The following is a 23,586-nucleotide window of genomic DNA, read 5'->3' as shown; positions in this document are numbered from 1 at the left end:
AGCCCCGCTACGTTTGCTGGCGGGGTGTCACTGCAACAGCCCATGGTGCTGGCGCATAACGTCGTAGTCGGCATCGTAATCCGATATTTCCTTAGTACTGGCGAGGCTGGGCTGTTGGCGAGTGCTTTGGCAAGTTTTGTCAAAAGCACACAAAGCCATGAGCGTCATGAATGGCGCTATGGATATCTCCTTACCAGAAGTCCTCAAGTCCTTTGTCAATGATCCGGTAAGCCTGTAGGACTAATGTCGCACTGAGGTGGACTTAACGGTCTTGCCGGGTGATGATTTGCCATCAAAATGACATAACTCTTGATGCAAGGATTGCCCGGGATGTCGCTTTTTACTCAGCTCCAAGGGCTGATCTTCGACCTTGAAGCCGTGCCGCCGAAGGGCGATAAGCCTGCTCGTCTCACTATGCTGGGTGGCCTTCGTCCTGATATCGGGGAAGAGCTGGAGCTCCGCATATCCGGTAGCCCCATTCCGGCTCTACGGCAGTTGGATACGCTGTCTGCCGGGGCAAGCTTCGTGCTGGGGCATAACGTCATTGGGCATGACTTGCCGATTTTGCGTAGCCATGCGCCGGAGCTGGCACTGCATGCGCTTCCGGTCATCGACACGCTGCGTCTGTCTCCGTTAGCGTTTCCACAGAATCCTTATCATCGGTTGATCAAGGATTACAAACTGACCCGCGAAAGCCTCAATTCACCGCTATCCGACTGCCGTTCGACGCTGGTTCTTTTTCAGGATCAGCGCCAGGCTTTCACGCATTTGAATGAGGTCAACCGGCAGGAACTGCTCTGCTATCAGACGTTGTTGGCTCCTAGCCTCGAGGATGATCTGGGGGCGTTCTTCGCCTCCCTGACTGGACAAGCCCCGGTGTCGATCTCTGAGCTTGAGGCGCTCCTTCCGCAACTCCTGCAAGAAACGGATCCGGCGCTGCAGCGAGACTTGAAGGTATGCCGCACACGGCTTGAGCAACTGCTCGGTGAGGATCTTCAGCGAGCGGAGCTGCATTGGTCGTTGGCTTATGCGCTGGCCTGGCTCCGGGTGTCCGGTGGCAACTCGGTGTTGGCGCCCTGGGTTCGCCATCAGTTTCCGCAGGTTGATCGACTGCTCTCTGAGCTGCGTGACGTGCCATGTGAGCGGGAGGATTGTCAGTACTGTCAGACGACCCATGATCCGCTCCATGAGCTCAAACGCTACTTCGATTTTCCCCGTTTTCGTTACGAGAAGCCTGGAATGAGCTTGCAGCACGACATCGTGCTGGCGGGGATGCGGGGTCAGCATGTGCTGGCCATTCTGGCGACGGCAGGTGGCAAATCGCTGTGTTATCAGTTGCCGGCGTTAAATCGTTTCCATCGTAACGGCAGCCTGACCGTTATTGTTTCGCCGTTGCAGTCGCTGATGAAAGACCAGGTGGATGGGCTGCTGAAGTTCAACGTTCAGTGCGCTGCGGCGCTGAATGGCCTGCTGAGTATGCCGGAGCGTGCTGATGTGCTGGAGAAGGTTCTGATGGGCGATGTCGGCATTCTGCTGGTGTCGCCCGAGCAGTTCCGTAACAAGGCTTTCCGAAGAGCGATCGGCCAGCGTCAGATTGGTGCCTGGATTTTCGACGAGGCGCACTGCCTGTCGAAGTGGGGGAGTGATTTCCGGCCCGACTATCTCTATGTGTCCCGATTCATCCGGGAATATACCGGTGCTGGCCGGCTGGCGCAGATAGGCTGTTTTACCGCCACAGCCAAGCCGGATGTGTTAGCTGACATCCAGAGCCACTTCCAGGACAGCCTGGGCATCGAGTTCAAGGTTTTTCCTGGCGGGCATGAGCGGACGAACTTGAACTTCGACGTGTTGCCTTGCCCTCGGGCGGAGAAATGGGTTCGCACGGACAGTTTGTTGCATGATCATCTGGACCGACAGGAGGGCGGTGCGGTCGTCTTTGTTTCCAGTCGCAAAAATGCTGAGGAGCTTTCGGACTTTCTGATCGGGCAAGGGTGGTCTTGCAGGCACTTTCATGCCGGTATTGATCCCAATACCAAAACGGATATCCAGGACGACTTCAAGGCCGGGCGATTGAGGATCATCGTCGCCACCAACGCCTTTGGTATGGGCGTGGACAAGCCCGATATCCGTCTCGTTGTACATGCTGACATTCCGGGGTCGCTGGAGAACTATCTGCAGGAGGCGGGCAGGGCCGGGCGAGATCAGGCTGACGCACGCTGTGTGTTGTTGTACGACCCGCAGGATATCGAGACCCAGTTTGGGATGAGTGAGCGCTCGAAGCTCAGCATTCGAGATATTCAGCAGATCCTGCGCAAGCTGCGTATCGAGAGTAATCGACGTAAAGGCGGCAATCTGGTCATCACGGCGGGTGAAATCCTGTTGGACGATGACGTTGAAACCAGCTTCTCCGCGGATGAGCGTGATGCCGAAACCAAGGTCGTGACGGCGGTCGCCTGGCTGGAACGCGGCGATTACCTCAAACGGGAGGAGAACCACACGCAGGTTTTCCCGGCGCGCCTGGATGTGAGCGAGGAGGAGGCCGAGAAGCGTTTGCTGAAGGAACCTCTATCACAGCGGAGACAGGGGGAGTTCCGGACCATTCTGCGCTACCTCTACGCAGCGGGAGCGGATGAGCAAGTGAACACCGATCAACTGATGCAGTTGACCGGTCTGGAGTCGGAGGAGGTTGCCAGCGCACTCAAGCAACTGGAGAAAATGGGGCTGCTGATCAACGATTCGCAGATCACCTTGTACTTGCGCTATGGGGTGGCGGGGGCTTCTAACCAGCGTTTGCAAAACTCCCTGCAGTTGGAACAGGCCCTGTTCCGGTGCCTGCGTGAGCAAGCCCCGGATGCCGATCAGGGCGGTTGGCAAGATCTGAACCTGCCACCGTTGACCGCCGAGCTCAAGGCCGCCACCGCGCTGGAGGAGCTACTTCCTCTGCACGTGTTGCGACTGTTACGCAGTCTTGCCCAGGACCATGATGCCGATGGTCAGCAGCGCAGCAGTTTCGAGATCAGGCAGCTCAATCGTGACTACTTGAAGCTGCGCATAAAGGGTGGCCATTCCTGGGAGAAGATCGTTCGCTTTGGTGAGGTCCGGCGCGTATTGGCCAGCAAATTCCTGGAGCTCTTGATCGGTAAGCTACCCACGGGATTACGTGGTGCGGATCTGCTGGTCGAAACGAGTTTCGGCGAGTTGCTCAAGGTGATCGAGTTTGACCTCGAACTGTCGCACTCGATTCCAATGATCAGGCGTCGGAAAGTCATCGAGCATGTCCTGCTCTACCTGCACCGGCAGGACATCTTGACCCTCAATCACGGCATGACTGTCATGCGCAGGGCCATGACCATCGAGGTCAAGAAGGAGGACAAGCGCAAGACCTTCCTCAAGGAAGACTACCTGCGGCTCGACGAGCATTATCGCGAGAAGCGCATCCAGGTCCATGTGATGCGTGAGTATGCCGAAGTGGCGTTGCAGGAAATGGCTGAGGCGTTGCGTCTGGTCCTGGATTATTTCACCGATTCCAAGCAGGCATTTATCAAGCGCCATTTCGTCGGAAGGGAGGACGTGCTCAAGCTGGCGACCAGTGAGGAGTCGTGGAAGTCCATCATCGAGTCGTTGAACACCACCCAGAAACTGATCGTCGCCGACGATGACGACATCAATCGGCTGGTGCTGGCCGGCCCGGGCTCCGGCAAGACTCGCGTGATCGTGCACCGCATTGCCTACCTGTTGCGGGTACGGCGAGTGCCGGCGACCAGTATCGTGGCACTGACCTTCAACCGTCATGCGGCGAACGAGATCCGCAAACGGTTGTTGGCTCTGGTCGGGGCTGACGCCTACGGAGTCAGCGTTCTGACCTATCACAGCATGGCCATGCGATTGACCGGCACCCGCTTTGGGCGAGGCGACACGGTCGACGAGCCAACACTCAAGCGGGTGCTGAGCGAGGCTGTGGAGCTGCTGGAGGGTAAGCGCAATGTGGAAGGGGAAGACGACCTGCGTGAGCAGTTGCTGCGCGGGTACCGTTACATCCTGGTAGACGAATACCAGGACATCGACAGTCTTCAATATCGGTTGGTGAGTGCCCTTGCCGGACGTCACACGGAAGAGGATGGCCGGTTGTGCATCATGGCGGTGGGGGATGACGACCAGAACATCTATGCCTGGCGCGACACCAATAACCGTTATATCGAGCGTTTCCGCGAGGACTATTCTGCGTCGACCAGTTTCCTGGTCGATAACTACCGTTCTTCTTCGCGGATCATTGAGGCTGCCAACCAGCTCATCGGCCAGAATCTTGAGCGTCTGAAAGAGGCCAACCCCATCCGTATCAATTGGGCACGGCAGGAATTACCTGCCGGCGGGGTATGGGAGGAATTGGATGAGCAGCGAAACGGTCGGGTGCTACGTGTGCTGATCGATCCTCGCGACCGCGAGCAGGGTAATTTGCAGGCCCAGGCCGCCATGGCAGAGTTGGGGCGGTTGTTAGCGCTTGAACAAGGCGGCTGGAATGGCTGTGCGATTCTGGCTCGGACTCACCGCTATCTGTGGCCGATTCAGGCCTGGTGCGAGCAGCACGATATTCCCTATTTCTTGGCGGCGGACAAGGAAGCGGCATTGCCAATTACTCGGCAGCGTAGTTTCGTGCTGGTAATCGACCATCTGCGAGGTATTGAAGGCTCCCTGTGCGCAGCGGATGCATGGCAGCACTTGTCGAGCAGCAATCTGCAGGATGATGCTGAGTGGACGAGTTTTTTCCAGACGGCTTTTGAGCAAATGCAAGGAGAGCTGGGAGACTGCCAACTGGGTAGTGGTGCCCTGGTCGATTGGCTGTACGACTATGCTCGTGAGTTGCGCCAACAGCCCAAGGAGGGGCTCTATCTCGGAACTGTGCATTCGGCAAAAGGGCTGGAGTTCCGTCATGTTGTACTGCTGGACGGCGGGTGGAGCGTTCAGCCCGATGGTCTGTCAGATGAGCGACGGCTCTACTATGTGGGCATGACGCGTGCAGAGCAAACGCTGACGCTGTGTGAGTTCGGTGACGGAAATCCTTTCAGCCGTAGTCTGGCAAGAGTGATCGATCAGCGAGAGTTTTACGGCAAGCCAATTGCCGAGTTGGAGATGCGTTTTCAGCAGCTCACACTGAAAGATATCGACATTGGATTTGCTGGGCGTTATGCATTGCGTAGCCCAATACATTTGGCGATTGGGAATCTTCGTGAGGGGGATCCGCTTACGTTGAAAAAAGAGGGGGATCGCTATCAACTGTTGGATGCTCAGGGCACCGTGGTAGGGCGGACTGCCAAGTCGTTTCAAACACAAGGCGGTCTTGATCAATGTGACGTTGCCGCCATCACGGTGCGGTTTTCAGATGATAGTGAAGAGCAGTATAGGGGGATGAATAAATGCGAGCGGTGGGAGGTCGTTGTGCCGAGATTGAGAGGTTAGAGGTGATTAGTGGTATGTGCATAATCGGTCATTCGAAACGGAGACATCTGCATGGTTATTGATGGTGTTGAATATCGTTTTGAAATTGCATCGAGCATCACTCCAGGGCACGACGGCCTGGCAATTGAATGCTGGCAAGGGAGCGATATGGTCTTTGAGGTGTTTAGAAATGATCAGACACTCAAGTTCGAAGTGACCTTGTTTGTGCAGGACGTGCCGCTTGAGTTGCTGGAGGAAGTCATTCCGAGCGCACGGGCTCGGCTGGGAGATTTTGCTCCGTAACGCGGGTAAGGGCAGTTGTGCCAAACGCAGAGTCTCCTGTGCTACCGCGGTTGCCGATATTGTACGTTCGGTTCTATCACCCTCGCTGGTTCAAACCAATTGTCGAGATCCTGTTTCTTGACTGACGATTGTGCTGTTTCTGATGGCATTGACGCCCTGACCGCTGGTGCTGGTCCGATAACTTCAGGTTCGAGCTCCAAACACGAAGCCTTCCAGCTGCTGCAACAGATTGCCTTCCGTGCATCGGAACACACAGCCTTCCCTAAAAGGCCTTTAAGGGTAAGGGGTGCTGATTGAGCTTGGAGATCTGTGTAGTCGAATGCTCGGTCAGTGATTGAAGGAGCTGTCGCTGAGCCTCTGGCAGCTAAGTGAGCTCAAGGATGATCTGTTTACAGCTTGTCAATCGTCAGATGTCTCGAAAGAGAGGGGTGTGCTGAACCAAATCAACGGATGATTTGGCAGGGAGCTTTGCGTGAAGCGAGTATCTAGGTGACTCTTGAGTGGGGCTGGTGCCGGGAGATGATGAGACGCGGCTCCACCTGTCATAAGCCAATAGGTGCGAGAGGGGATGGTTTGCAGGTATGGCGTTGTGCCATATTGCAGGTATCAGTGCTGGTGACCATTCCAGGGATGGGGTATGCACAAATTGAACGGATTAGAGCGCTTCGCTCCTGGTTTGGCTGAACTCTCAGTTGAGGAGCTGAAGGCTATTGAGGTTTTTACCCTTCTTTGGACTCTCTTCGAGGCCCAGGCGTTAGATACGAGCGCTACTCCTAAAAAATTGTTGAGCTTTCGGAGCGCCGGGAGCGTGAAGGTCATTTAGAGCATCAATGGTATGGGCGAGAACTCCAGTATTTCAAAACTCGGTATGTAGAAGGCAGGCAGCCAGGCGCGAGGTTTGAATATTTACATTTTTCAAAAGGTAAGTGGCATGACATGACTCTATCTGTATTGTGCGGCGAGGGCGGTGCGCCGTCTGATTGCTTGAGTGATTCTCTGCTGAGTGTGCAGCGTTTAAGAAGTAATTTTTCCACGGAGTGAAGTGGGCTTACGATCTGAAGGAGCAGCGTGAAAATTTTGAGCACGCCTCGCAATGACTTGAGCGGTGCATGGGTGTGCTGCATGGTCTTGGCGAAAAAACCTAGGTTTCAAGGTTCATGGGTTGCGTAGGAGTGCGCTATGCATGAATTTTCAATTAAAGTATATAGGGGCATTTGATGAGCTATTTCGAGAATTTTAAGCAGCAGTGCTTGGTTGAAAGGACAGGTTTTGTTCAAAATAATATAGTCACTTTTCGTGGGCTCTATTGGCGCCTGACGAAAAGTAAAAAATACTCCGCGTACATTACAGCGGAGCAAGAGAAAATGGTGATGCTAGGTGTTCAGAAGCTTAAGCAGGGTTTTGATAGCGGCGTGATTAGCAAGGAAGAAGCAAAAATTTATAAGGCGACGCTAAAAAATATTAGCTCCTTGTATAAAGGTCGCAGTGATTTTCATGTGATTGTCACGGGTCTTGTTTCTATTTTGGGATTTACGACAATGAGTGAAAGGTCTGTTATCCCATTTTTACCATCGTCTCCAATCTATTTTGTTATGTTTGTTCTTGCTCTTGTTGTAATGGTGGCAGTTGAGAGGGTGAACATGCTTGCCGAAGTGGCCGAAAATGATGAGCTTACCAATATTATTGATGCCGCATTGTGATGAAGGTGAGTGCCCTGGTTTTTTATAAATAGGGTGGGGCGGGGCTGAAGTGTTGCTCTCGTTGAAGTCAAGGCATCCCATGTGAATTGTCTGCAGCCTTATGGCGGGAGGAACAAGCCCAAGAATAATTAAGTATTTTTGAAGCAGATAGAGGAGGGGAACCTTAAGCTCCGGATTCAGCATTCCGGTCGGTCATCACGCGAAGATGATTGTCGGGCGAAAACAGGTGTTGATCGACTCGGCTAACATGTCCACCAATGGTCTGGGATTGGTAGAAGGCACTCAGGCGCAGTGGATGGAAGTAGGCGTTCACACTCGTGACTCTAAAGACGCCTGTTCTGCCCGTAATTGGTTCGAAGTTCTTTGGAGTTCTGATGATGTATCGGAAATTGAGGACGAAGACCTCTTGGCAGCCCAGATAGCCTGGAACCGCAGACAGATGGTTAAACCATTCATTGGATGGTGATCGCACTGCACCCTTTTCGCTAGGACAGTTTTTTGTCTGTTTCGCCTGTTGTGAGAGGCCTTCCAGGGCGCAACTGATCTGGGGCCGTCTGAGAGTCCCTGCACGAACTCCAGATACCCTGGAAGGTCATATCAGCGTTCCATCAATCCTGCTCGCCGAACTCAGCCTCGATCGCCTCGGCCGTGTTGCGCCAATCCTGGAATCTCCGTTGCCGCGCATGGCTTTCAGCCAGGCTATGTTCAAGCGTTAGCACACTATTCTTCAACACCAGATAGTCGCCAAAGAACTGTTCCTTGAATTGCTCTGCATTGACAAGATCCAGTAGCTCCTTGCGTTGTCGCTCGAAGTTATCGACCATTTCTGCGATGGCTTTGCGGAATGCTTCTTCGCGCTTGTACTGCTCCCAGCTATCCCAGGCCTCGAAGGCCACTCCGATGACGGCCAGCACGCCATTGGCGCCCCTGGCAAAGTTCACCGCGCCCCAAGGTTTGAATTTCAGCAGTTTGCCCAGATCCATACCTACGGTTTTGGCTACGGTGACGATACCGTCACGGGCGGCCAGTACCGTGGTGTTGTTGATCAGGTTGCCCTTGAGCAGATGATTGACACCTTGCTTGCCCAATGCCGTGAGTGTGGTGTTGAAATGATCGACCTCGGTATCGAAACCGAGCTGCATTTTCTTCACTTCTAGGGTGATGGACTGGGTCTGGCGGCTGAATTCGTTCTGCAGGCGGGTTGCCAAGATAACGCCTTCTGCGCCGATCTCTCGCTCGAAGAAGTCGTTGAAAGTTTCCAGGCTACTACCCTTGGCCTGCAGGATCAGATCGGCGAAATAGCGTGTGGCGAAGTCACGCAAGGCTATGCGCACGTCCTCGATTTGCCGCTCGGTTGTGCTCATTTGTCGCTTCAGGCGGGCGTTGAGGTCGCTGAGCTTGACGACTTCCTGGGTGACCTTCTCGTCGTTTTCGATGGCAATCGGTAACTGTTTACTCAGTACGTCGCGTATCACACTGCTCCGCATCTCGTTGGCCAATGCGGCGCTACCACCGCTCTGCTGGATCTTGTGCGAGGTGGCTGATTGCAGGGTGTCGATGTGCGATAGAGCCTTGAATTGCTCGAGGTTAGCCAGCCAGTGCTGTACGCCCAGGTCGAACGGGTTAGCGGCCACGGCGACAATCGACAGTTCGGCAACTTCCTGCTCGCTCAGCCCCGCCATTTCGCGCAGGCGGCCACTCACGTTTTCACGCTTGACCTTGAGATTGACACGGTAGTCCTCCTCATCTTCCACGTCGGCTACTTCGTCGAATCGGCTAAGCACGAAGATCGTGCGTGGCAAAAGGTCAAGGGTACGGAACAGCCACTGCAGATCTTCCTTGTGGCTTTCCTTGATGGGGTTGGTCGAGTTCATCACATAGAGCACGAGATGAGCCTCGCTGACATACTTTTTCGTGGTGTCCTTGTATTTTTCATAGGCCTGGGTGTCGGTGTTGAACTGCTCCTTGAAGCCGAATAATCCGGGGGTGTCGATCAGCACGAAATCTTCGTCGACTTCGTAGAGTTTCACCTCGTTGGAGGATTCCTGGTGACTAATCTTCATGCTGGCGGTGTCCAGCCGTTCCATCCAGGCAGCGGCTATCGAGGTCTTACCTTCGGAGAAGCCGCCGATCAGCGCCACCTTGAGTTTATCTCCAGCGACGCTGTCGATGGCAGTGCGCAGCTTGTCGTTTAGCGCCGGGTCGATGGGAACACCAGCTTGTTCGCCTTGGTCGAGGAAGTTCAGCAGTTTGTCGAGCAGTGCGAGTGACTGCGATTGCCGGCTTTTAAAGGCATCCAGGGTCTTTTCCATTACAGGCTTCCTGCGTGATCGATTTGACGGGAGAGGGCGTTGAGTTGTCTGGCCGAATGGTCGAGCAGTTGTACCAGAGCGGCGGACTGCAGGCCGGGTGCTTCGAGCGCCTGTTCGAGCAGGTCGATCTTCTGTTGCATCTCGGGTAGTGCTTCCTTGAGGCCGTCATGCAGCGATTCGCGTAACTGAGCGGTGATAGTTCGCAGATTGTCGTCGGTGGCCTTGCGCTGCTGTGCCTTCCTATAGTCGGTACTAAAGAAGCCTCGCACTGCTTTGTAGGTCCCGAGCAGCAGGCCAGATATGCCTATGGCGATTATGAACCACCCGGCTGGGTTCCACCAAAGCAAGGCCCCCCCTGCCAGTATCGCGAGCAGGTTGCTAACCTTCAGGCCGTTGTCGAGGTTGAGTTTGAGATTGAAGTTGCCGTTGAGCTGGGTGTTGTTGAGCTTGGCGTAGAGGTTCGTCAGTTCGCGTGCTTGTTCCTCGAAGCGCTTGAGGATGTCTTCGGCATCCTGCTGGAAATGCTCGACTTCTTTGCCCATGACCTTGGGCAGTTGCTGGCTCAGTCTCTCCTGTCGGGCTTCCAGGGTATCCTTGAGCTGGTCTTTGAACTCATCGTTACTGATATCGTCGTTGATCCGTCCATACAGGGTGTTGCGCACATCACTGGCGAATTGGTCGATCAGTGTTTCGCCATGGGCCGCTAGGCGCTGTTTGAGTGCATTGAAGCTGCCGCTCAACTGGGTCTGGGCGCTCTGGCCGTCCAGGCTTAGCTTTTGCGAGAGCTTGATGAAGTTGCCCTGGATGTGCGTGACCGTACCGACCGTCTGGCCGAGCGCATCGTTGGCTTTGTGAAAGTTGGCGCGAGTGATCTTGGCCTTGGCGCCGTTGAGCAACTGGCCGCTGAGTAGTTGTAGGAAACTATGGAAACGGGACTTTTCTAGCAGCTCTTGGACGTCAAAGTCGGCGAGTATCTTATTGCGGCGATTGGCGTTCGGCGAGCGCGGTGCGAAGTGGTCCGTGGAGGCAAGAAACGCGGGCAGTGCGGTGAGGGGAAATACTTCGCGATAATGCTCACCGAGTTGCTCGCGCATTTTTTCCTCCAGCCCATTGAGGCTGGCGTTCTCATCATCGGAAGTTAGCGAGCGGTTGGTCAGGGAGTATTTGGGATTGGTGATTTTCTTGTTGAATATCGTCCACACCTCGGTCTGCGATCCCAGGTGCGCTTTGATTTTCTCGAGCGTCCCCTTGCGCTGGTCCTCGCCCGTCTGGGGGGGGGCGGCCTGGTTAGTGACGTAGAACACTGCGTGGGCGGTCTGCACTGCCTTCTCAATCTCGCTACGAATCAATCCCTCGTTACCTTCGATGCCCGGCACGTCCAGCAGCGCGAAGGGCTGCCCGTCGAGCTCGAAGTCGTAGCGCTGGGTCTTGCGGGTGAAGTCGGTACGGCCGTCGCCGATGATCTCTCCATCGGCCAAAGCATGCAGTTCCGCCAAGCGGTCTTCGCGCGACTGTAACTGTTGCGCTAAATCGATCTTGTATCGTTCGATCTCGGCTTTCCGGGCGAGTAACGGGCTGGTTGCCTCTTCCCGGGCGGCGATCACCGCTGGCAGGTGCTGTTCGGCATGGGTCAGTTCGGTTTCTTCCGGTACCTTGCGGAACAGGTCAAGCAACTTCTGCCAGAGCGAGGCAGTCTTCTTGCGTTGGGTGATAAATGACTGCAGGCGGCTGATGTTCTCCACCGCATCGTTGTTCAGCCGGTCGTGATGTTCGAGGGTTATGTTCAGTTCATGAACCCGTTCGCTAAGTTGTTGCTCGGTCTGCTCCAAGGACTCCTGAAGTTGCCGCAACTGCTCCTCGCTCAGGCCGTGTCGGATCTGTAGGTCGCGGAACGCTTGCTGGCTGGCTTGCTTCCCGCGTTCTTTCAGGAGTATGCGCAGTGTCTCGATGATGGTCGATTTACCCGCACCAGTCTCGCCGTAGAATGCGATGGTGAAGGTGTTCCATTCTGCATTACTCTGCAGTTCGGAGAGTTGTGTCCTCAACTGCGTCTGGTACTCAAGCAGCAGCGTACGTGCCTCGTTTTGTGCCTGGTTCAGATTGGGATCGTTTGAAGGGCTTGTTAGCGAGTTGACGATGCGCACCAGCTCATCGTTTATCCGCTGATATATGTCACCTGGTGTTTTGAGTTCTAGCTTCATGGTCTTCCTGTCCAGTGGCTGCAAGAGTGATGGGGGCGCAGCGTCGGGAGCGGCAAGGGAGGTCATCGCTTGCGTTGTTGGGGGCGATACCTTGAACTGTGTGCTGGCTAGCACCTCGGGCAGCTTTTTCCAGTAATCGCAGTGACCGAAATCGGCGATCTGAATATTCTCGAAGTGTTCAACTTCGTTGCGCCCCAGGCACGACTCGTCCATGTTCATCAGTAGCGTCCAGTCTGAACTGGAGTAGGCGTTGATCAGTCGACCGCGCAGCCGGCTGCGCAGTTGTCTCGCCTCGTCAGCATCGACCCTGACGGCCGCTGCCATCAGCAGTACATCGTTTATGGCAAGGCGCCGAGCCTGCTCGCTGGTGCCGCTTCTGAGGCTGCTGACCACCAATCGTGCGCCAAGCGAATGGCCGATCAAATTGATGGTGTCAACGTGCGGGTGGTAATCGCACAGATATTTGCCCAACTGGTCGAGCAACACCTTGCCCATCTCCTCAGCGCGTGAGCGGATCCGCGAATAATGTATCGCTCGGTCGCTGGCTAGGCTGGCGACGCCTACTGCCCAGTGCGTGCGGACTGAGGCGCTGACCAGTTGGAGTGATGTGTTGTTGAGGCGAGCGATGTGGCTCGAGGGCCAGAACGCGAAAATATTGGTGAAGTGGTCGAGGGAGTCGGGGACACGCTCGATCATTGATTGCCGGTCAACGGCGTTATGTCCGGCGCTGTAACCATGCACGAATACGTTGGCTTCGGTTGCATGGGCTTGGTCCGGCAGGCTGCGGAACGTGAAATATTTGCTCATGCGATCCCCTGAAGTCACTGAGGCAGCCATCGCCCGTCCTTGGTGTGCACAGTCCGAGACAATCTCTGGAGCAGCGGATCCTTTACTGCTGGCAATGTTCCACCTTCACTGGTAGGGGGTGAACTTCGTCGGAGTGCTCAAGCCTATCCTGGGAAGTGGCTTTTTGCCAGCTAATAGAATTGGGGCAATCGCGTCGGCGCGGCGCTCACCCACGGCCAAGCAGATCTTTGGTGTTTGACATATCAATTTGATGTTGCGTCGTGCTTCTCGCTCTAGAAGCCGCCTTGACTGAGTGTGGCTAGTCAGCGTGCTTCGGGGCTGGTGGTGGAACGGCTTTGGTTCGTAAGGGGGCGAGAAGGCTTTGCCGTAAGCGTCTGTTTTTGGCCGATTCTGTTGAAAAAAATCGACCCGGGCTAGCTGTCTATGCATGGCTCTGACCATCTGCATATCCAGCGTCGAGTCAAGGGGGCGGTTTTACATTGGAGGTGACACTTGCCTCTGAGATGACTCGGAACCTGTGATCTCAATCTACCCAACTGGTCGCGTGAGCCTGTTGCGAGCACCGATTTTTTTGCGCTGAGTCATTCTTTTCGGGGTAAGACGATCAGGTTCCGATGCGGTTCGGTACTGAGGACTACCAGGTGCTCGAGCAGTGAGCATGGGGCTCACGTTGGTGCTGCTTGTTCAACAGGTAACGCTGAGGCTGGTAGCATCAACATCTCGGCACAAAGCATGGAATTGCTATGCATCAGGTTGTTGTGAAAGCGCTGGATGTGATTGCAGTAGAGAGTCATGAGCCTGAATACACAGAGGCCTTCGAGGCAGCACGAGCAGTCGTCACCGAGTTTGGTGAGTCAGATTTGGCTGATCGTTTGTTCAACGATATACCCGAATCGGTTCCGTTTCTTTTGGTGGCCAGACTTTTTGACTTGCTGGCCTGGCAGACAGAAGACAATGGCGCAGCGATGACTCGAACCGTTGAGCGCTGGCTTGTTGAAGGTAGTAATGCACGTAAGGTGCAAATTGCACTCAACCTTGAAGTCTTCCCGTTTTTAGATGGGCACCAGATGTGTCAGGTGCTATCCCAGGTGGCAGCAGCCATTCCAGAGGTGGCGAATAGGTGTATGGAACTGATCACCTTGAGGCAGAATCGGTAGTCACTTGGCTACATCCCAATACTCGCTCATTGAGCGGGTTTCAGAGATGCTCTCGGCGTTGGCCCGCTACTCCCGTCGGTTATGCCGCGAGCCCCGAGCACCTCGTCCTGGTGCTGTGACCGACCCTGAGCCGTTCGGCTTTCTGATGTACGGCCATCAACCGGCCCAAGCTGTCCTCATCCAGTCGGCCAGCGCGCCCGTTTTTACGAGCACCTCAATGTCTGTGGCGTATTCTTCAAGGAGCCAGCCCGTTGCAGGGGCGTCATCGGACTGCTCAGGAATGGGGGGCCCTTTACTCCGGTTGATGCCATCGTTTTCGGACGGATTGGTGGGTGGTTTCCCTTACTCGTCCGTAGCTCGCCAGCGCCTGGTAATGACGAGAAATGGCCTTCCAGAAAAACTAATATTTCCTACGTGTTTTAGTCGTGGGAGAATGTTGTGTGCGCTCGCTGCTGGGTCTACATTTCTGTGGTCGCTGCAAATTCAGCGATACGGGTTTCGCAGCCCGGTAGATGAGCTAGCGCACAGCGCCGCTTCAGCGGTTTTTTTATGTCCGCGTTATGGCGGGCTGTGCGCAGGAGGCTTATGCCTGCCGGTTGTCCTAGCTCACCGGTCTGCGAACCTGCGTACAGTTCGCCACCCTTGTTTCGCAGCGAGTGTGGTGATCTCTCAAACTGAGCCAGGAGATTTACCATGGTTAAAAAAATCACCCCCGATCCGCCTCCCGTTTCCAACGGTTCTGTGAAACCAACCCGGCCGGATGCGGCCCGCTTGCTCGATACCCTCGGTCTGACCCTCTATAAAACCATCGATTACGATGACCCTTTCAAACCTACGATTTTTGCCATCCAGCCAGGTGTCCAAGCCCAGGACGCGCTGACCTATGTTTCGAAATTGCTCGCAGTCGCCGAACTGAATGGAGACGAAATCAGCCTGCATACGAATCCGGTGGAACGGTCTCTGTTCTGGGGCATGCTTCACTCTGTAGAGATGGCGAAGGCTGTGGTGGATGCGCTGCTTGAAGGGTCGACCTCACACCATCACGCATCACCGTAGACAACCGCTCGTTTGATCGAACTGGCACAGGTGGCGATTGGGCCGCTCAGACCAGTCTGGCGCCGCCGTCGATATTCAAGGGGGCGCCGTTCATAAACCTATTGGTCATTAGGAAAGCAACCGCAGCGTCCGCCTCTGCTGCGGTGCCTTGACGAGGCAACGGCAGCGACTGTTCCAGCGCCGTAAGCAATGGGATGGACGCCCCCCGCCCATAATCGTATCGCTGTGCCAGAGTGAGTGGTGTCGCTATCCACCACCGACACCACCCGCGCCAGCGCGGTGTCGGTGCCGGCGCGCATGCCCATCTGCTCGGTGGTGAGCCAGATGGAGTCGATGCGGATCATCGCAACAGGTCTCGCAGAAAGGTCGCGTAGGCAGCAGTGCTTTCGGTCGGCCAGTTCACTTTGACGGTGCCGCGCGAGTGTGGGGTTTCGAGGCAGATAGTCGACGACGTGGCTTCCAACCTTGCCCCGATAGGTTGCAAGGGCAGGGGAATGAAGCAGGTTGCAGCGCCATGGTTTTCGGCGTTTACACTCGAATCCATTTATGGACGAGGTTCGCGTTGAGGCTTTGGCTCAGCGCGACATTGGCAATATTCCTCGGAGTCATTTTTCCCGGGATTTCCTTGGCCAGCTCTACCATTTTTTGCGCGACGCCATCCTGCGCCTCTGGAGTATCTCCAGCGCGTTTCAACAATACGTAAAAGGCTTTCGAGGACTGTTTTCGGCTCATATCTGGCTGGTCGCCTGCCACTGACAGTTCGAGGGGGTGATGCGAAAAGCCCGGCACTGGGCCGGGCTATTTCCAGAGGGTGCTGATCCGTCAGCTGATCTGAGTGTAGGGCAGTTGCTAAGCAGTCGGTAGCAAAATGCCAGAGCGTGTCGCAATCGACGGCTGCTTGCCTGCAAGCGACATCGAGACTGGCGCAGGAGCGAAAAGAGTCTGGTGTTGGGCCAGGCTAGCTAAGCCTTATAGAGCTCTTACGCAGCTTCCGATTGAAAAAAAACTGGGCCGCGGCCTCTTGGGGGATTGAGCTGCTTGGGCGCGAAGTTCGCGTTTATCCCAGCTTCTTCGAGTGCCTCAATTGACCGGTGCAGCGAATCAATTGGGTGCTCGCTGTAGGTCGGATAATCAAAAGCAGGTTTTCAGTAGGGGCAGCAGGTGGTTCGCTGGCTCCATCCCTTTTTTCAGCTTTTTTTCTCGACCTTCGCCCGCTAAAACGAATCCAACGTAAACCTGTTTTTCGACTGACGCCTCGCCCGTTCCTGATAACACTGATGTCTCGACTTCAATGTACCAGGAGCCTTTCATGGCCAATCCATTCCCACTCAATCTCGGTCCATTGCGAAGTGCCATGGAGCTGACGCTTCACACTCACCACGCGGTCCGCATTTGGAAAGGCAGACCGGCAGGTGAAGGGAAGAAGGGCATCATCGGCCTCTACGGTTTTGTCAGGTTGATGAACAAGATCAAGCGCGCGGCCGAGCAGGATGACCCTTATGCCGATTACTGGATGATCCGTATCCGCGAGAAGCTGGAGCAATCGAGGGCGGCGTTGGCGCTGATGTGGGATCAACTGAATGAGCTGATGGGGCGGCAGCCCACGTCGGCTCGAGTGGGTGACAACCTCAATGTTCACCCCGTCACGATGCCACTGAGCATCAATACCCTGTTGGGTTTCTTGGCCGTGTACCGGCTGATCGACTACGACAACATCGTCCTTCGCTTGCTGTTGGCGTACCACACCGCATTGATGGGGCGTAGGGACATGGAGCGCTGGATCAACGCCGGTGGTCGTGTGTTGCGCAGCCTGTTCAGCTTGGCTCAACAGGCGAGGCTCTCCGGAGCGATGCGTGAAGATTTCATCGCCAACAATGCCGTGGCGCGTGAAGCCCAGGAGCGGCTTGGGGAGTTGCCGGCGGATGTGCTGGTGGGCACGCGGCGTTCTGAATATGCGCCTCAGATTATTCGGTGTCGGGTGAGCGATGAAAGGCCGCCAGAGGTCGTTGAAGACGAGATCGAGGACGAGGCTGAGGTTGGGGACGATGCGGGGGCGAGCCAGGTGTTTTTGGGGGCTGGTTTGGTTGCGAAAAGTGATGGACCCCTAGCGCCTGGTAGGGTGATGCCATGAGTATTTCAGGAGATGCTTTTGTTGGTGATCACTCGGCAGCACCGGGGGATGGTGCAAAACACATTGCCTTCCAGCCACTGCAACACACTGCCTTCCAGGCATTGGAACACACAGCCTTCCTTAAAGGGCTTTTAAAGCCTTTTAAGGGTAAGGGGGAGCTGGTTGAGTTCGGGCATGCGTGCAGTCAACTGACGGACAGTCTGGTCGAGTTGGCCATTCAGGGGGTACTGGCTCAAGCGGGGCGTTATCCGTTCACCTTGTTGCCCGTTCGATTGACGAGACAGTCCACTGGGGCGGGCACGGTGTTCCTGCGTTGGAGTCGAGTAGACCGCAGCAAGATGGGCGTCGATTTATGGGTGGAGTTGATCCGCAATGAGCGCACGCCCATCAACCTGGTGCCCGATCTCTATGCGCTGGAGCTTCAGCGGATCGTGATCAACATGCAGATCAGCCTGACCCATAGCATCAGTCGCCAGGCGTTCCTATGTGCTTGCAAGGTGGAAGCTGCGGATGAGGTTTACCGTCAGCGAATGGGTCAAGACGGCAGTCATCACCGGGAGGGGAACTGACCATGGCGAGCAGTCTTTGGGGGGAGAGCAACGTCGGCACCAAGCATGAGTTCAAGGAGATCTCCAGCGGTAACAATGAGCTTTGCCGGCTGCTTCGGCTGAATGTGTATTTCGACAATCTGATTTTGAAAAACGATGGCGAGTACGAGAGTCGAAGTGCGTACAGGGCCGGTGTTGAGGTTTGGTGCAAGGGCACTGAGCGCGATTCTGCCGCGGATAAAACGCTGGCTAGCTTCGTACAAGGAGAGTGCTTCCATGCTCAATGAGCGCTTCACGGTCGTGATCGACGGCCAACCCTTCTCGAAGCCCTTTCAAACGGAAGATCAGTTCGCCAAGGGTTGGAAGTCCGTGCTGGAGAAGGCCTATGGTCGCACCTACGCCACTTGCCGCTGCCCAGGTACCCTCGCGTGAGGAGGTCCTGAAGGCTTTCTCCAAGAACAGAGCCTGATGCCTGGTAGGGTGGTCAGTTTTCAATCGGTGTTGGTGAAGGCTTCGACGGGGATGGCTGTATCGTGGCTCTGACCTATCTTCTGGTGTGTAGCAGGCGCAGAAGGGATTGAACCTCCAGGTACATGCGCAGGAACGTGCAGGGACACTTGCTCCGGCGGGGAAGCCTTTCCCGCGCAGGCCTGTAAGGTGAATAGGGGGATCTGAGCTGGTATTTCATGGCTATGCGCCGCTAACTACCCTTCAATTCCAGCGTAAGGTGCTGCCTGACTTCCATTGCGTCATGCAGTATCCGAACGATCTCAATGATCTGGTCATCCGCCAATCTATAGAAAACGATATGCCGCGGCCTCTGTACGGTGCCAGTGGCCGTTGCAGCTTGGTTGCGCACATAGGTCAGATGAAAGCTTCTCAGTCCCACTGAAAGTTCATCTCTAGGGTTGCTACCCACCCTGTTTGGCGTTTCCGCAAGGTCTTCGATTGCTGCGCGTATAAGCGCTTGGTACCTGACCCTGGCATGTGAGCCAAACTGTATGTGGGAGTACCTTAGAACATCCTCGATATCACTGAGGGCCGTATGAGAGAGACGGTACTTCCCCATGCTCAACGGTTCTTGGTAGGGGTGAGGGCAGCTCGTTCGCCGATGTCAGCCAGAAGCTCTCCCAACTGGTCACCGCCAATCTCGATGAAACGACCCCGCTCCAGGTCCATCAGTCCTGCTGAAGTGGCATGACGCAAAGCATCGAGCTTGGCCAGTTCTTCAGCTTCACGCTGCTCCAGCAGACGAAGCCCTTCGCGCATGACTTCGCTGGCGTTCTGGTATCGGCCGGAGACAACCAGGTCGTTGATGACCTGGTCCATGTGATCAGTGAGAACGACATTTCGCGTAGCCATGTTGTGCTCCAGGAACAAATAACGCTGCTGCGGATGTTGGCATATTATGCCATCGCATTGGCTCATGCCTAGTTTGAGTCTGGAATTCATGCTGGAGGGCCTCTTGCAAGATTTGTCAGGGTGATGGATGGAAAACGGAAAATGGCCCTGCCTGATCATGGATGGAGGGCAGGGAGCGGACCTCAAAGGCCATTCCTGTCGGTCTGATCGGCATTGTTATCATGTTTCCCAGAGTGTTCATCTGGCGCAGACTCGTCACCCAGCAAGAACTTGACGCGATACCGCAGGGGCTCAAACGATGGAGCAAGGCGCCTTTGTATCTTGAGATTCCTCTATTCTTCGGCATGATTGCCTTTTGGATATGGCACCCATTCCAGTGAGGTCTCCTTGGATGGCCGCGCGATCCTTCTGCACTGGCGAGGTACGGCAATGGGGGATTTTGGCAAAGATGGACAAAGCCATGAACACCACGAGCGTCTCCCTACTGGATGCCCTCAAGTCCTTTGCCGATGCTCAAGTGAGCCAGCGAGGTTGCTGCACCGGTAACGAATATGTCCGGGAGCTGATTCGCAAGGATCAGGATCGGCAGCACTTGCGTGGCCTGCTGCTGGCTGGGGCCGAATCGGCTCCCACTGCTCCTGTGGATGGCGATTACTTCGAGTCCCTACGTGCCAGATATTGGTGATATCTAGGCGTGCGCTGCAACCGGTTGAAATCCATGTGACGTAGTCAATCAAGGATGTTGATATCCTCAGTGCCCCCCGAGATTTCTTCTGGATAATGGCTCATGTTGACTGGTCTGAATCATCTCACGTTGGCGGTTGCGAACCTCTCTCGGAGCGTCGAGTTCTATGAGTCCTTACCTGGTTTTCGATTGACCGCACGCTGGGTGGCGGGGGCGTATCTTTCTCTGGGCGATCTCTGGCTATGTCTGTCTCTGGATGAGAGCAGGGAGACAGAAAAGAATATGGATTACACGCATTACGCGCTTTCGGTCGAACAGGAAGATTTCAAAAAAGTAACCGCGCACCTGCGAGCACTTAACGTCGTTGAGTGGAAAAGTAATTCGAGCGAAGGTGACTCATTTTATTTTTCAGACCCTGATGGTCATCGGCTAGAGGTGCACGTGGGCAGCCTTACTTCTCGACTTGATCAATGTCGGCTCCGACCTTACGAGGGTATGGAGTTTTTCGACTGACCGCTGCTGGCCCATTTTCCGACGCAGGCATTTCCGCTGAAAGTGGCATCCCGACATTTCGCGATGCCTTGACCGGTCTGTGGGAGAACTTCGACCCCGCTGTACTGGCTACTGCTCAAGTGTTCCGCAATGACCCTCCCTTCACATGCTGCCCTGCGAATAGCGCATACCTGCCCGCTAAAATTGTCATGAAATGAAAAGCCATTGTCGTCTGATGAGAAGCGGTGCGCATGCCGGAGTCCTACAGTCCAATCAGCGTAAATCGACGCAGCACGCCAATATTGCAGACTGGAGAATAAGAAAACATGGCCAAAGCCATACGCTTCCACGAAACCGGAGGTCCCGAAGTCCTTCGTTATGAGGACGTCGAAGTGGGCGAACCTGGTCCAGGCCAGGTTCGTCTTCGTCATGTGGCGGTCGGTCTGAACTATGCCGACACCTACTTTCGCAACGGCACCTACCCGATCCCGATGCCCAACGGTATAGGGGTTGAAGCTTCGGGTGTCGTGCAGGCCGTCGGTGAGGGCGTCACCCATGTGCAGGTGGGGGATCGCGTTACCTACACCGGTTTTCTCAACACCCTGGGGGCCTACAGCACCGAACGACTGATCTCGGCTGCGCCGCTGATCAAGCTACCGGAAACCATCAGTTTCGAGACGGCTGCGGCCATGACCATGCGCGGCCTGACGGCGTCGTACCTGATGCGTCGTATCTACGACTTCAAGGCCGGCGACAGTATTTTGCTGCATGCCGCCGCCGGTGGTGTGGGCCTGATCGTTTCACAGTGGGCCAAGCTGCTTGGCCTGACCGTGATCGGCACCGTGTCCACCGAGGCCAAGGCGGAAGTCGCCCGGGCCCATGGTTGCGATCATGTCATCAACTACAGCCATGAAGACGTCGCCCCGCGCGTTCGTGAATTGACCGGCGGCGTCGGGGTCAACGTGGTGTTCGACAGTGTCGGCAAGAACACGTTCATGGGCTCCCTGGATTCGCTCAAGCGTCGCGGCCTGATGGTTTGCGTCGGCACGGCATCCGGTCCGATCCCGGCCTTCGATCCGGTACTGCTGGCGATGAAGGGCTCGCTGTTCCTGACCCGCCCGGCGCTGGCAGACTACATCGCCGACCCGGCGGAAAAAGCCGCTCTGGCTGGCGAGCTGTTCGACCACGTTGGCAGCGGTCGAATCAAGATAGAGATCAACCAGCACTATGCTTTGCAGGATGCCGTACAGGCCCATCGTGACCTGGAGTCACGCAAGACCACTGGTTCATCGATCTTCGTCATCTAGGGGGGCCGCCTTCCATGAAAGTCGAACAATTGACCTGCAACATCGGTGCGCAGCTGATCGGTGTCAACCTCGCCGATGCTTTGCATGACGAGGGGCTGTTTGCCGAGATTCGTGCCCAGTTGCTCAAGCATCGGGTGGTGTTCCTGCGTGACCAGAACATCACGCGTGCCGAGCATGTGGCCTTCGCCCGTCGCTTCGGCGAGCTGGAGGATCATCCGGTGGCCGGCAGCGACCCGGATCATCCGGGGCTGGTACGCATCTACAAGAGCCCGGATCAGCCAAGCGACCGCTACGAGAACGCCTGGCACACCGACGCCACCTGGCGCGAGGCCCCACCAATGGGCTGTGTGCTGCGGTGTGTGGAGTGTCCGCCGGTCGGCGGTGACACCATGTGGGCCAACATGGTGGAGGCCTATGCCCGCTTGCCGGATGACGTGAAGGCGAAGATTGCCGACCTGCGTGCCCGCCACAGCATCGAAGCCAGCTTCGGCGCGGCCATGCCGATCGAAAAACGCCTGGCGCTCAAGGCGATGTACCCGGATGCCGAGCACCCGGTGGTCCGCACCCATCCGGAAACCGGCGAAAAGGTGTTGTTCGTCAACGCCTTTACCACCCACTTCAGCAACTACCACACCCCTGAGCGGGTGCGCTTCGGCCAGGACGCCAATCCAGGGGCCGGCGAGTTGCTGCGTTACCTGATCAGCCAGGCCTATATCCCCGAGTATCAGGTGCGCTGGCGCTGGACACCCAACAGCATCGCCATCTGGGACAACCGCAGTACCCAGCACTACGCCGTCATGGATTACCCGCCGTGCCATCGCAAGATGGAGCGTGCCGGGATTATCGGCGACAAGACGTTCTGATCGACCGCCGCTGCATTCGCACTCGCAGACACGCCTGCCCGGTATGACCCCGGGCAGGCGGACAATCATAATAATAGGAGTAACTCATGCAATTCTTCGACGATTCCCTGCACCCGGAAAACATGGAAAAGGTGGTCATCACCGTGGCCCCCTATGGCCCGGAGTGGATGCCGGAAGACTTTCCCGAAGACATCCCGCTGACCATGGATGAGCAAGTGCAGAAGGCGGTCGATTGTTATGAAGCTGGCGCCACGGTCTTGCACCTGCATGTGCGCGAGCTGGACGGCAAGGGTTCCAAGCGCCTGTCCAAGTTCAACGAATTGATCGCCGGCGTGCGCGAAGCCGTACCGGACATGATCATCCAGGTCGGCGGTTCGATTTCCTTCGCGCCCGAAAGCGATGGTGAAGCCGCCAAGTGGCTGTCTGATGATACCCGTCATATGCTGGCCGAGCTGACGCCGAAACCGGACCAGGTCACGGTGGCCATCAACACCACCCAGATGAACATCATGGAGCTGCTGTATCCGGAATACCTGGAAGGCACCTCCCTGGCCAACCCGGCCTATCAGGCGGCCTACAGCGAGATGACCGTGCCTGCGGGGCCGGCCTGGGTCGCGGAGCACCTGCGTCGACTGATGGCGGCGGGTGTGCAGCCGCATTTTCAACTGACCGGCATGCATGCCATGGAGACGCTTGAGCGTCTGGTGCGCAAGGGCGCCTACATGGGGCCGTTGAACCTGACCTGGATCGGCATTGGCGGTGGTTTCGACGGGCCTAATCCGTTCAACTTCTTCAACTTTGTCCACCGCGCGCCGGACGGCTGCACCTTGACCTCCGAATCGCTGCTCAAGAACGTGCTGCCGTTCAACACCATGGCAATGGCCATGGGCATGCACCCGCGAGTGGGCATTGAAGACACCATCATCGATCACCACGGCCAGCGCTTCAGCTCGGTGCAGCAGATCCAGCAGACCGTGCGCATCGCCCATGAACTGGGGCGTGACATCGCCACGGGCAAACAAGCCCGTGAGATCTACCGTATCGGTGTGCAGTACCAGAGTATCGAAGAAACCCTGTTGGCCAACGGTATGGCGCCCAACCGCAAGGCTGGACAAAAGGGTGTACCGCAACGCGGCTGACCGGCAGCCTGGACGGGAGGCCGAGGGCCTTCCGTTCAGTGCCTTGCAACACGCTCGATAACAACAAATAAAACCGAGTTTCGAGGAGGC

The 23,586-nt window shown here is 56.0% G+C and carries 21 protein-coding genes and 1 pseudogene; 17 read left to right on the top strand and 5 right to left on the bottom strand.

Annotated features, from left to right (window positions below; genetic code table 11):
- Positions 1-330 precede the first annotated feature (330 nt).
- The 4 genes from M5C56_RS27115 (at position 331) to M5C56_RS27100 (ending at position 7,436) form a co-directional block, all read left to right on the top strand.
- Positions 331-5,454 carry a RecQ family ATP-dependent DNA helicase gene (locus tag M5C56_RS27115; protein ID WP_103494070.1) on the top strand — a complete coding sequence of 1,708 codons (5,124 nt, stop codon included), beginning with the start codon at positions 331-333 and terminating at the stop codon, positions 5,452-5,454.
- A gap of 51 nt (positions 5,455-5,505) precedes the next feature.
- Complete coding sequence (locus tag M5C56_RS27110; RefSeq protein ID WP_103494069.1) at positions 5,506-5,736, top strand: hypothetical protein; 231 nt, start codon at positions 5,506-5,508, stop codon at positions 5,734-5,736.
- A gap of 637 nt (positions 5,737-6,373) precedes the next feature.
- On the top strand, positions 6,374-6,559 hold the full coding sequence (locus M5C56_RS27105) for a hypothetical protein (RefSeq protein WP_103494068.1): 186 nt from the start codon (positions 6,374-6,376) through the stop codon (positions 6,557-6,559).
- A 394-nt stretch (positions 6,560-6,953) separates the two neighbouring features.
- Positions 6,954-7,436, top strand: coding sequence for a hypothetical protein (locus tag M5C56_RS27100; RefSeq protein WP_103494067.1), 483 nt, complete (start codon positions 6,954-6,956; stop codon positions 7,434-7,436).
- Positions 7,437-8,044: 608 nt separating this feature from the next.
- On the opposite strand, the gene M5C56_RS27095 is transcribed toward M5C56_RS27100, so the two are convergent.
- Complete coding sequence (locus M5C56_RS27095) at positions 8,045-9,748, bottom strand: LeoA/HP0731 family dynamin-like GTPase (protein ID WP_103494065.1); 1,704 nt, start codon at positions 9,746-9,748, stop codon at positions 8,045-8,047.
- Positions 9,748-12,756 carry a DUF726 domain-containing protein gene (locus M5C56_RS27090; RefSeq protein WP_103494064.1) on the bottom strand — a complete coding sequence of 1,003 codons (3,009 nt, stop codon included), beginning with the start codon at positions 12,754-12,756 and terminating at the stop codon, positions 9,748-9,750. The genes M5C56_RS27095 and M5C56_RS27090 overlap by 1 nt, the downstream gene beginning before the upstream one ends.
- Positions 12,757-13,499: 743 nt before the next feature.
- On the opposite strand from M5C56_RS27090, the gene M5C56_RS27085 reads away from it, so the two are divergent.
- From M5C56_RS27085 to M5C56_RS27075, 3 genes are all read left to right on the top strand, one after another.
- Positions 13,500-13,913: a hypothetical protein gene (locus M5C56_RS27085; RefSeq protein WP_103494063.1), complete on the top strand. Its 414-nt coding sequence runs from the start codon at positions 13,500-13,502 to the stop codon at positions 13,911-13,913.
- Positions 13,914-14,606: 693 nt separating this feature from the next.
- Positions 14,607-14,969, top strand: a complete 363-nt coding sequence (locus M5C56_RS27080) for a hypothetical protein (RefSeq protein ID WP_103499609.1) — start codon at positions 14,607-14,609, stop codon at positions 14,967-14,969.
- Positions 14,970-15,515: 546 nt separating this feature from the next.
- Positions 15,516-15,725: a hypothetical protein gene (locus tag M5C56_RS27075; protein WP_247263386.1), complete on the top strand. Its 210-nt coding sequence runs from the start codon at positions 15,516-15,518 to the stop codon at positions 15,723-15,725.
- Positions 15,726-16,100: 375 nt separating this feature from the next.
- On the opposite strand, the gene M5C56_RS27070 is transcribed toward M5C56_RS27075, so the two are convergent.
- Positions 16,101-16,280 (bottom strand): hypothetical protein, encoded by a 180-nt coding sequence (locus tag M5C56_RS27070; RefSeq protein ID WP_103499607.1) that lies wholly within the window; start codon positions 16,278-16,280, stop codon positions 16,101-16,103.
- On the opposite strand from M5C56_RS27070, the gene M5C56_RS27065 reads away from it, so the two are divergent.
- From M5C56_RS27065 to M5C56_RS27050, 4 genes are read left to right on the top strand one after another with little or no spacing between them, the layout of a single operon-like run.
- Positions 16,279-17,100, top strand: a complete 822-nt coding sequence (locus M5C56_RS27065) for a PFL_4669 family integrating conjugative element protein (protein WP_103499606.1) — start codon at positions 16,279-16,281, stop codon at positions 17,098-17,100. The two genes, M5C56_RS27070 and M5C56_RS27065, sit on opposite strands and share 2 nt — an antisense overlap.
- A complete protein-coding gene (locus M5C56_RS27060; RefSeq protein WP_247263387.1) occupies positions 17,097-17,669 on the top strand; it encodes a DUF3158 family protein in 573 nt (190 codons plus the stop codon). The genes M5C56_RS27065 and M5C56_RS27060 overlap by 4 nt, the downstream gene beginning before the upstream one ends.
- Positions 17,670-17,671: 2 nt before the next feature.
- Positions 17,672-17,935 (top strand): hypothetical protein, encoded by a 264-nt coding sequence (locus M5C56_RS27055; protein WP_103499239.1) that lies wholly within the window; start codon positions 17,672-17,674, stop codon positions 17,933-17,935.
- Positions 17,925-18,080, top strand: a complete 156-nt coding sequence (locus tag M5C56_RS27050; protein ID WP_247263388.1) for a hypothetical protein — start codon at positions 17,925-17,927, stop codon at positions 18,078-18,080. Before M5C56_RS27055 ends, M5C56_RS27050 begins: the two co-directional genes overlap by 11 nt.
- 268 nt (positions 18,081-18,348) lie before the next feature.
- Here the strand turns inward: M5C56_RS27050 and M5C56_RS27045 are convergent, their stop codons facing one another.
- The gene (locus M5C56_RS27045) at positions 18,349-18,717 is read right to left on the bottom strand and encodes a type II toxin-antitoxin system RelE/ParE family toxin (protein ID WP_103499240.1); all 369 of its coding nucleotides are present in this window, start codon (positions 18,715-18,717) and stop codon (positions 18,349-18,351) included.
- Positions 18,718-18,719: 2 nt separating this feature from the next.
- Complete coding sequence (locus M5C56_RS27040; protein ID WP_103499258.1) at positions 18,720-19,010, bottom strand: type II toxin-antitoxin system ParD family antitoxin; 291 nt, start codon at positions 19,008-19,010, stop codon at positions 18,720-18,722.
- 460 nt (positions 19,011-19,470) lie between these two features.
- On the opposite strand from M5C56_RS27040, the gene M5C56_RS27035 reads away from it, so the two are divergent.
- The 6 genes and pseudogenes from M5C56_RS27035 (at position 19,471) to M5C56_RS27010 (ending at position 23,496) form a co-directional block, all read left to right on the top strand.
- On the top strand, positions 19,471-19,695 hold the full coding sequence (locus tag M5C56_RS27035; RefSeq protein WP_103499259.1) for a type II toxin-antitoxin system ParD family antitoxin: 225 nt from the start codon (positions 19,471-19,473) through the stop codon (positions 19,693-19,695).
- 102 nt (positions 19,696-19,797) lie between these two features.
- Positions 19,798-20,208: a fosfomycin resistance glutathione transferase gene (fos, locus tag M5C56_RS27030; protein ID WP_103499242.1), complete on the top strand. Its 411-nt coding sequence runs from the start codon at positions 19,798-19,800 to the stop codon at positions 20,206-20,208.
- A pseudogene (locus M5C56_RS27025) lies at positions 20,166-20,351 on the top strand (Sir2 family NAD-dependent protein deacetylase); the annotation flags it as partial. The gene fos and the pseudogene M5C56_RS27025, both read left to right, overlap by 43 nt.
- Positions 20,352-20,513: 162 nt before the next feature.
- A complete protein-coding gene (locus M5C56_RS27020) occupies positions 20,514-21,494 on the top strand; it encodes a quinone oxidoreductase (RefSeq protein ID WP_103499243.1) in 981 nt (326 codons plus the stop codon).
- Positions 21,495-21,508: 14 nt separating this feature from the next.
- Positions 21,509-22,357 carry a TauD/TfdA family dioxygenase gene (locus M5C56_RS27015; RefSeq protein WP_103499244.1) on the top strand — a complete coding sequence of 283 codons (849 nt, stop codon included), beginning with the start codon at positions 21,509-21,511 and terminating at the stop codon, positions 22,355-22,357.
- An 86-nt stretch (positions 22,358-22,443) separates the two neighbouring features.
- Positions 22,444-23,496: a 3-keto-5-aminohexanoate cleavage protein gene (locus tag M5C56_RS27010; RefSeq protein WP_103499245.1), complete on the top strand. Its 1,053-nt coding sequence runs from the start codon at positions 22,444-22,446 to the stop codon at positions 23,494-23,496.
- Positions 23,497-23,586 lie beyond the last annotated feature (90 nt).

Source organism: Pseudomonas sp. MWU13-2862 (genome assembly GCF_023242495.1).
In the GTDB taxonomy this organism is placed as follows: domain Bacteria; phylum Pseudomonadota; class Gammaproteobacteria; order Pseudomonadales; family Pseudomonadaceae; genus Aquipseudomonas; species Aquipseudomonas gingeri_D.
Note: the sequence above shows the minus strand (reverse complement) of the source record. Positions and strands in the feature narration are given on the sequence as shown.

Bases quoted from the DNA above. Each gene is read 5' to 3' on its own strand.
- M5C56_RS27115 (WP_103494070.1), top strand. From the start codon at position 331: ATGTCGCTTTTTACTCAGCTCCAAGGGCTGATCTTCGACCTTGAAGCC.
- M5C56_RS27110 (WP_103494069.1), top strand. From the start codon at position 5,506: ATGGTTATTGATGGTGTTGAATATCGTTTTGAAATTGCATCGAGCATC.
- M5C56_RS27105 (WP_103494068.1), top strand. From the start codon at position 6,374: ATGCACAAATTGAACGGATTAGAGCGCTTCGCTCCTGGTTTGGCTGAA.
- M5C56_RS27100 (WP_103494067.1), top strand. From the start codon at position 6,954: ATGAGCTATTTCGAGAATTTTAAGCAGCAGTGCTTGGTTGAAAGGACA.
- M5C56_RS27095 (WP_103494065.1), bottom strand. From the start codon at position 9,748: ATGGAAAAGACCCTGGATGCCTTTAAAAGCCGGCAATCGCAGTCACTC.
- M5C56_RS27090 (WP_103494064.1), bottom strand. From the start codon at position 12,756: ATGAGCAAATATTTCACGTTCCGCAGCCTGCCGGACCAAGCCCATGCA.
- M5C56_RS27085 (WP_103494063.1), top strand. From the start codon at position 13,500: ATGCATCAGGTTGTTGTGAAAGCGCTGGATGTGATTGCAGTAGAGAGT.
- M5C56_RS27080 (WP_103499609.1), top strand. From the start codon at position 14,607: ATGGTTAAAAAAATCACCCCCGATCCGCCTCCCGTTTCCAACGGTTCT.
- M5C56_RS27075 (WP_247263386.1), top strand. From the start codon at position 15,516: ATGGACGAGGTTCGCGTTGAGGCTTTGGCTCAGCGCGACATTGGCAAT.
- M5C56_RS27065 (WP_103499606.1), top strand. From the start codon at position 16,279: ATGGCCAATCCATTCCCACTCAATCTCGGTCCATTGCGAAGTGCCATG.
- M5C56_RS27070 (WP_103499607.1), bottom strand. From the start codon at position 16,280: ATGAAAGGCTCCTGGTACATTGAAGTCGAGACATCAGTGTTATCAGGA.
- M5C56_RS27060 (WP_247263387.1), top strand. From the start codon at position 17,097: ATGAGTATTTCAGGAGATGCTTTTGTTGGTGATCACTCGGCAGCACCG.
- M5C56_RS27055 (WP_103499239.1), top strand. From the start codon at position 17,672: ATGGCGAGCAGTCTTTGGGGGGAGAGCAACGTCGGCACCAAGCATGAG.
- M5C56_RS27050 (WP_247263388.1), top strand. From the start codon at position 17,925: ATGCTCAATGAGCGCTTCACGGTCGTGATCGACGGCCAACCCTTCTCG.
- M5C56_RS27045 (WP_103499240.1), bottom strand. From the start codon at position 18,717: ATGGGGAAGTACCGTCTCTCTCATACGGCCCTCAGTGATATCGAGGAT.
- M5C56_RS27040 (WP_103499258.1), bottom strand. From the start codon at position 19,010: ATGGCTACGCGAAATGTCGTTCTCACTGATCACATGGACCAGGTCATC.
- M5C56_RS27035 (WP_103499259.1), top strand. From the start codon at position 19,471: ATGAACACCACGAGCGTCTCCCTACTGGATGCCCTCAAGTCCTTTGCC.
- fos (WP_103499242.1), top strand. From the start codon at position 19,798: ATGTTGACTGGTCTGAATCATCTCACGTTGGCGGTTGCGAACCTCTCT.
- M5C56_RS27020 (WP_103499243.1), top strand. From the start codon at position 20,514: ATGGCCAAAGCCATACGCTTCCACGAAACCGGAGGTCCCGAAGTCCTT.
- M5C56_RS27015 (WP_103499244.1), top strand. From the start codon at position 21,509: ATGAAAGTCGAACAATTGACCTGCAACATCGGTGCGCAGCTGATCGGT.
- M5C56_RS27010 (WP_103499245.1), top strand. From the start codon at position 22,444: ATGCAATTCTTCGACGATTCCCTGCACCCGGAAAACATGGAAAAGGTG.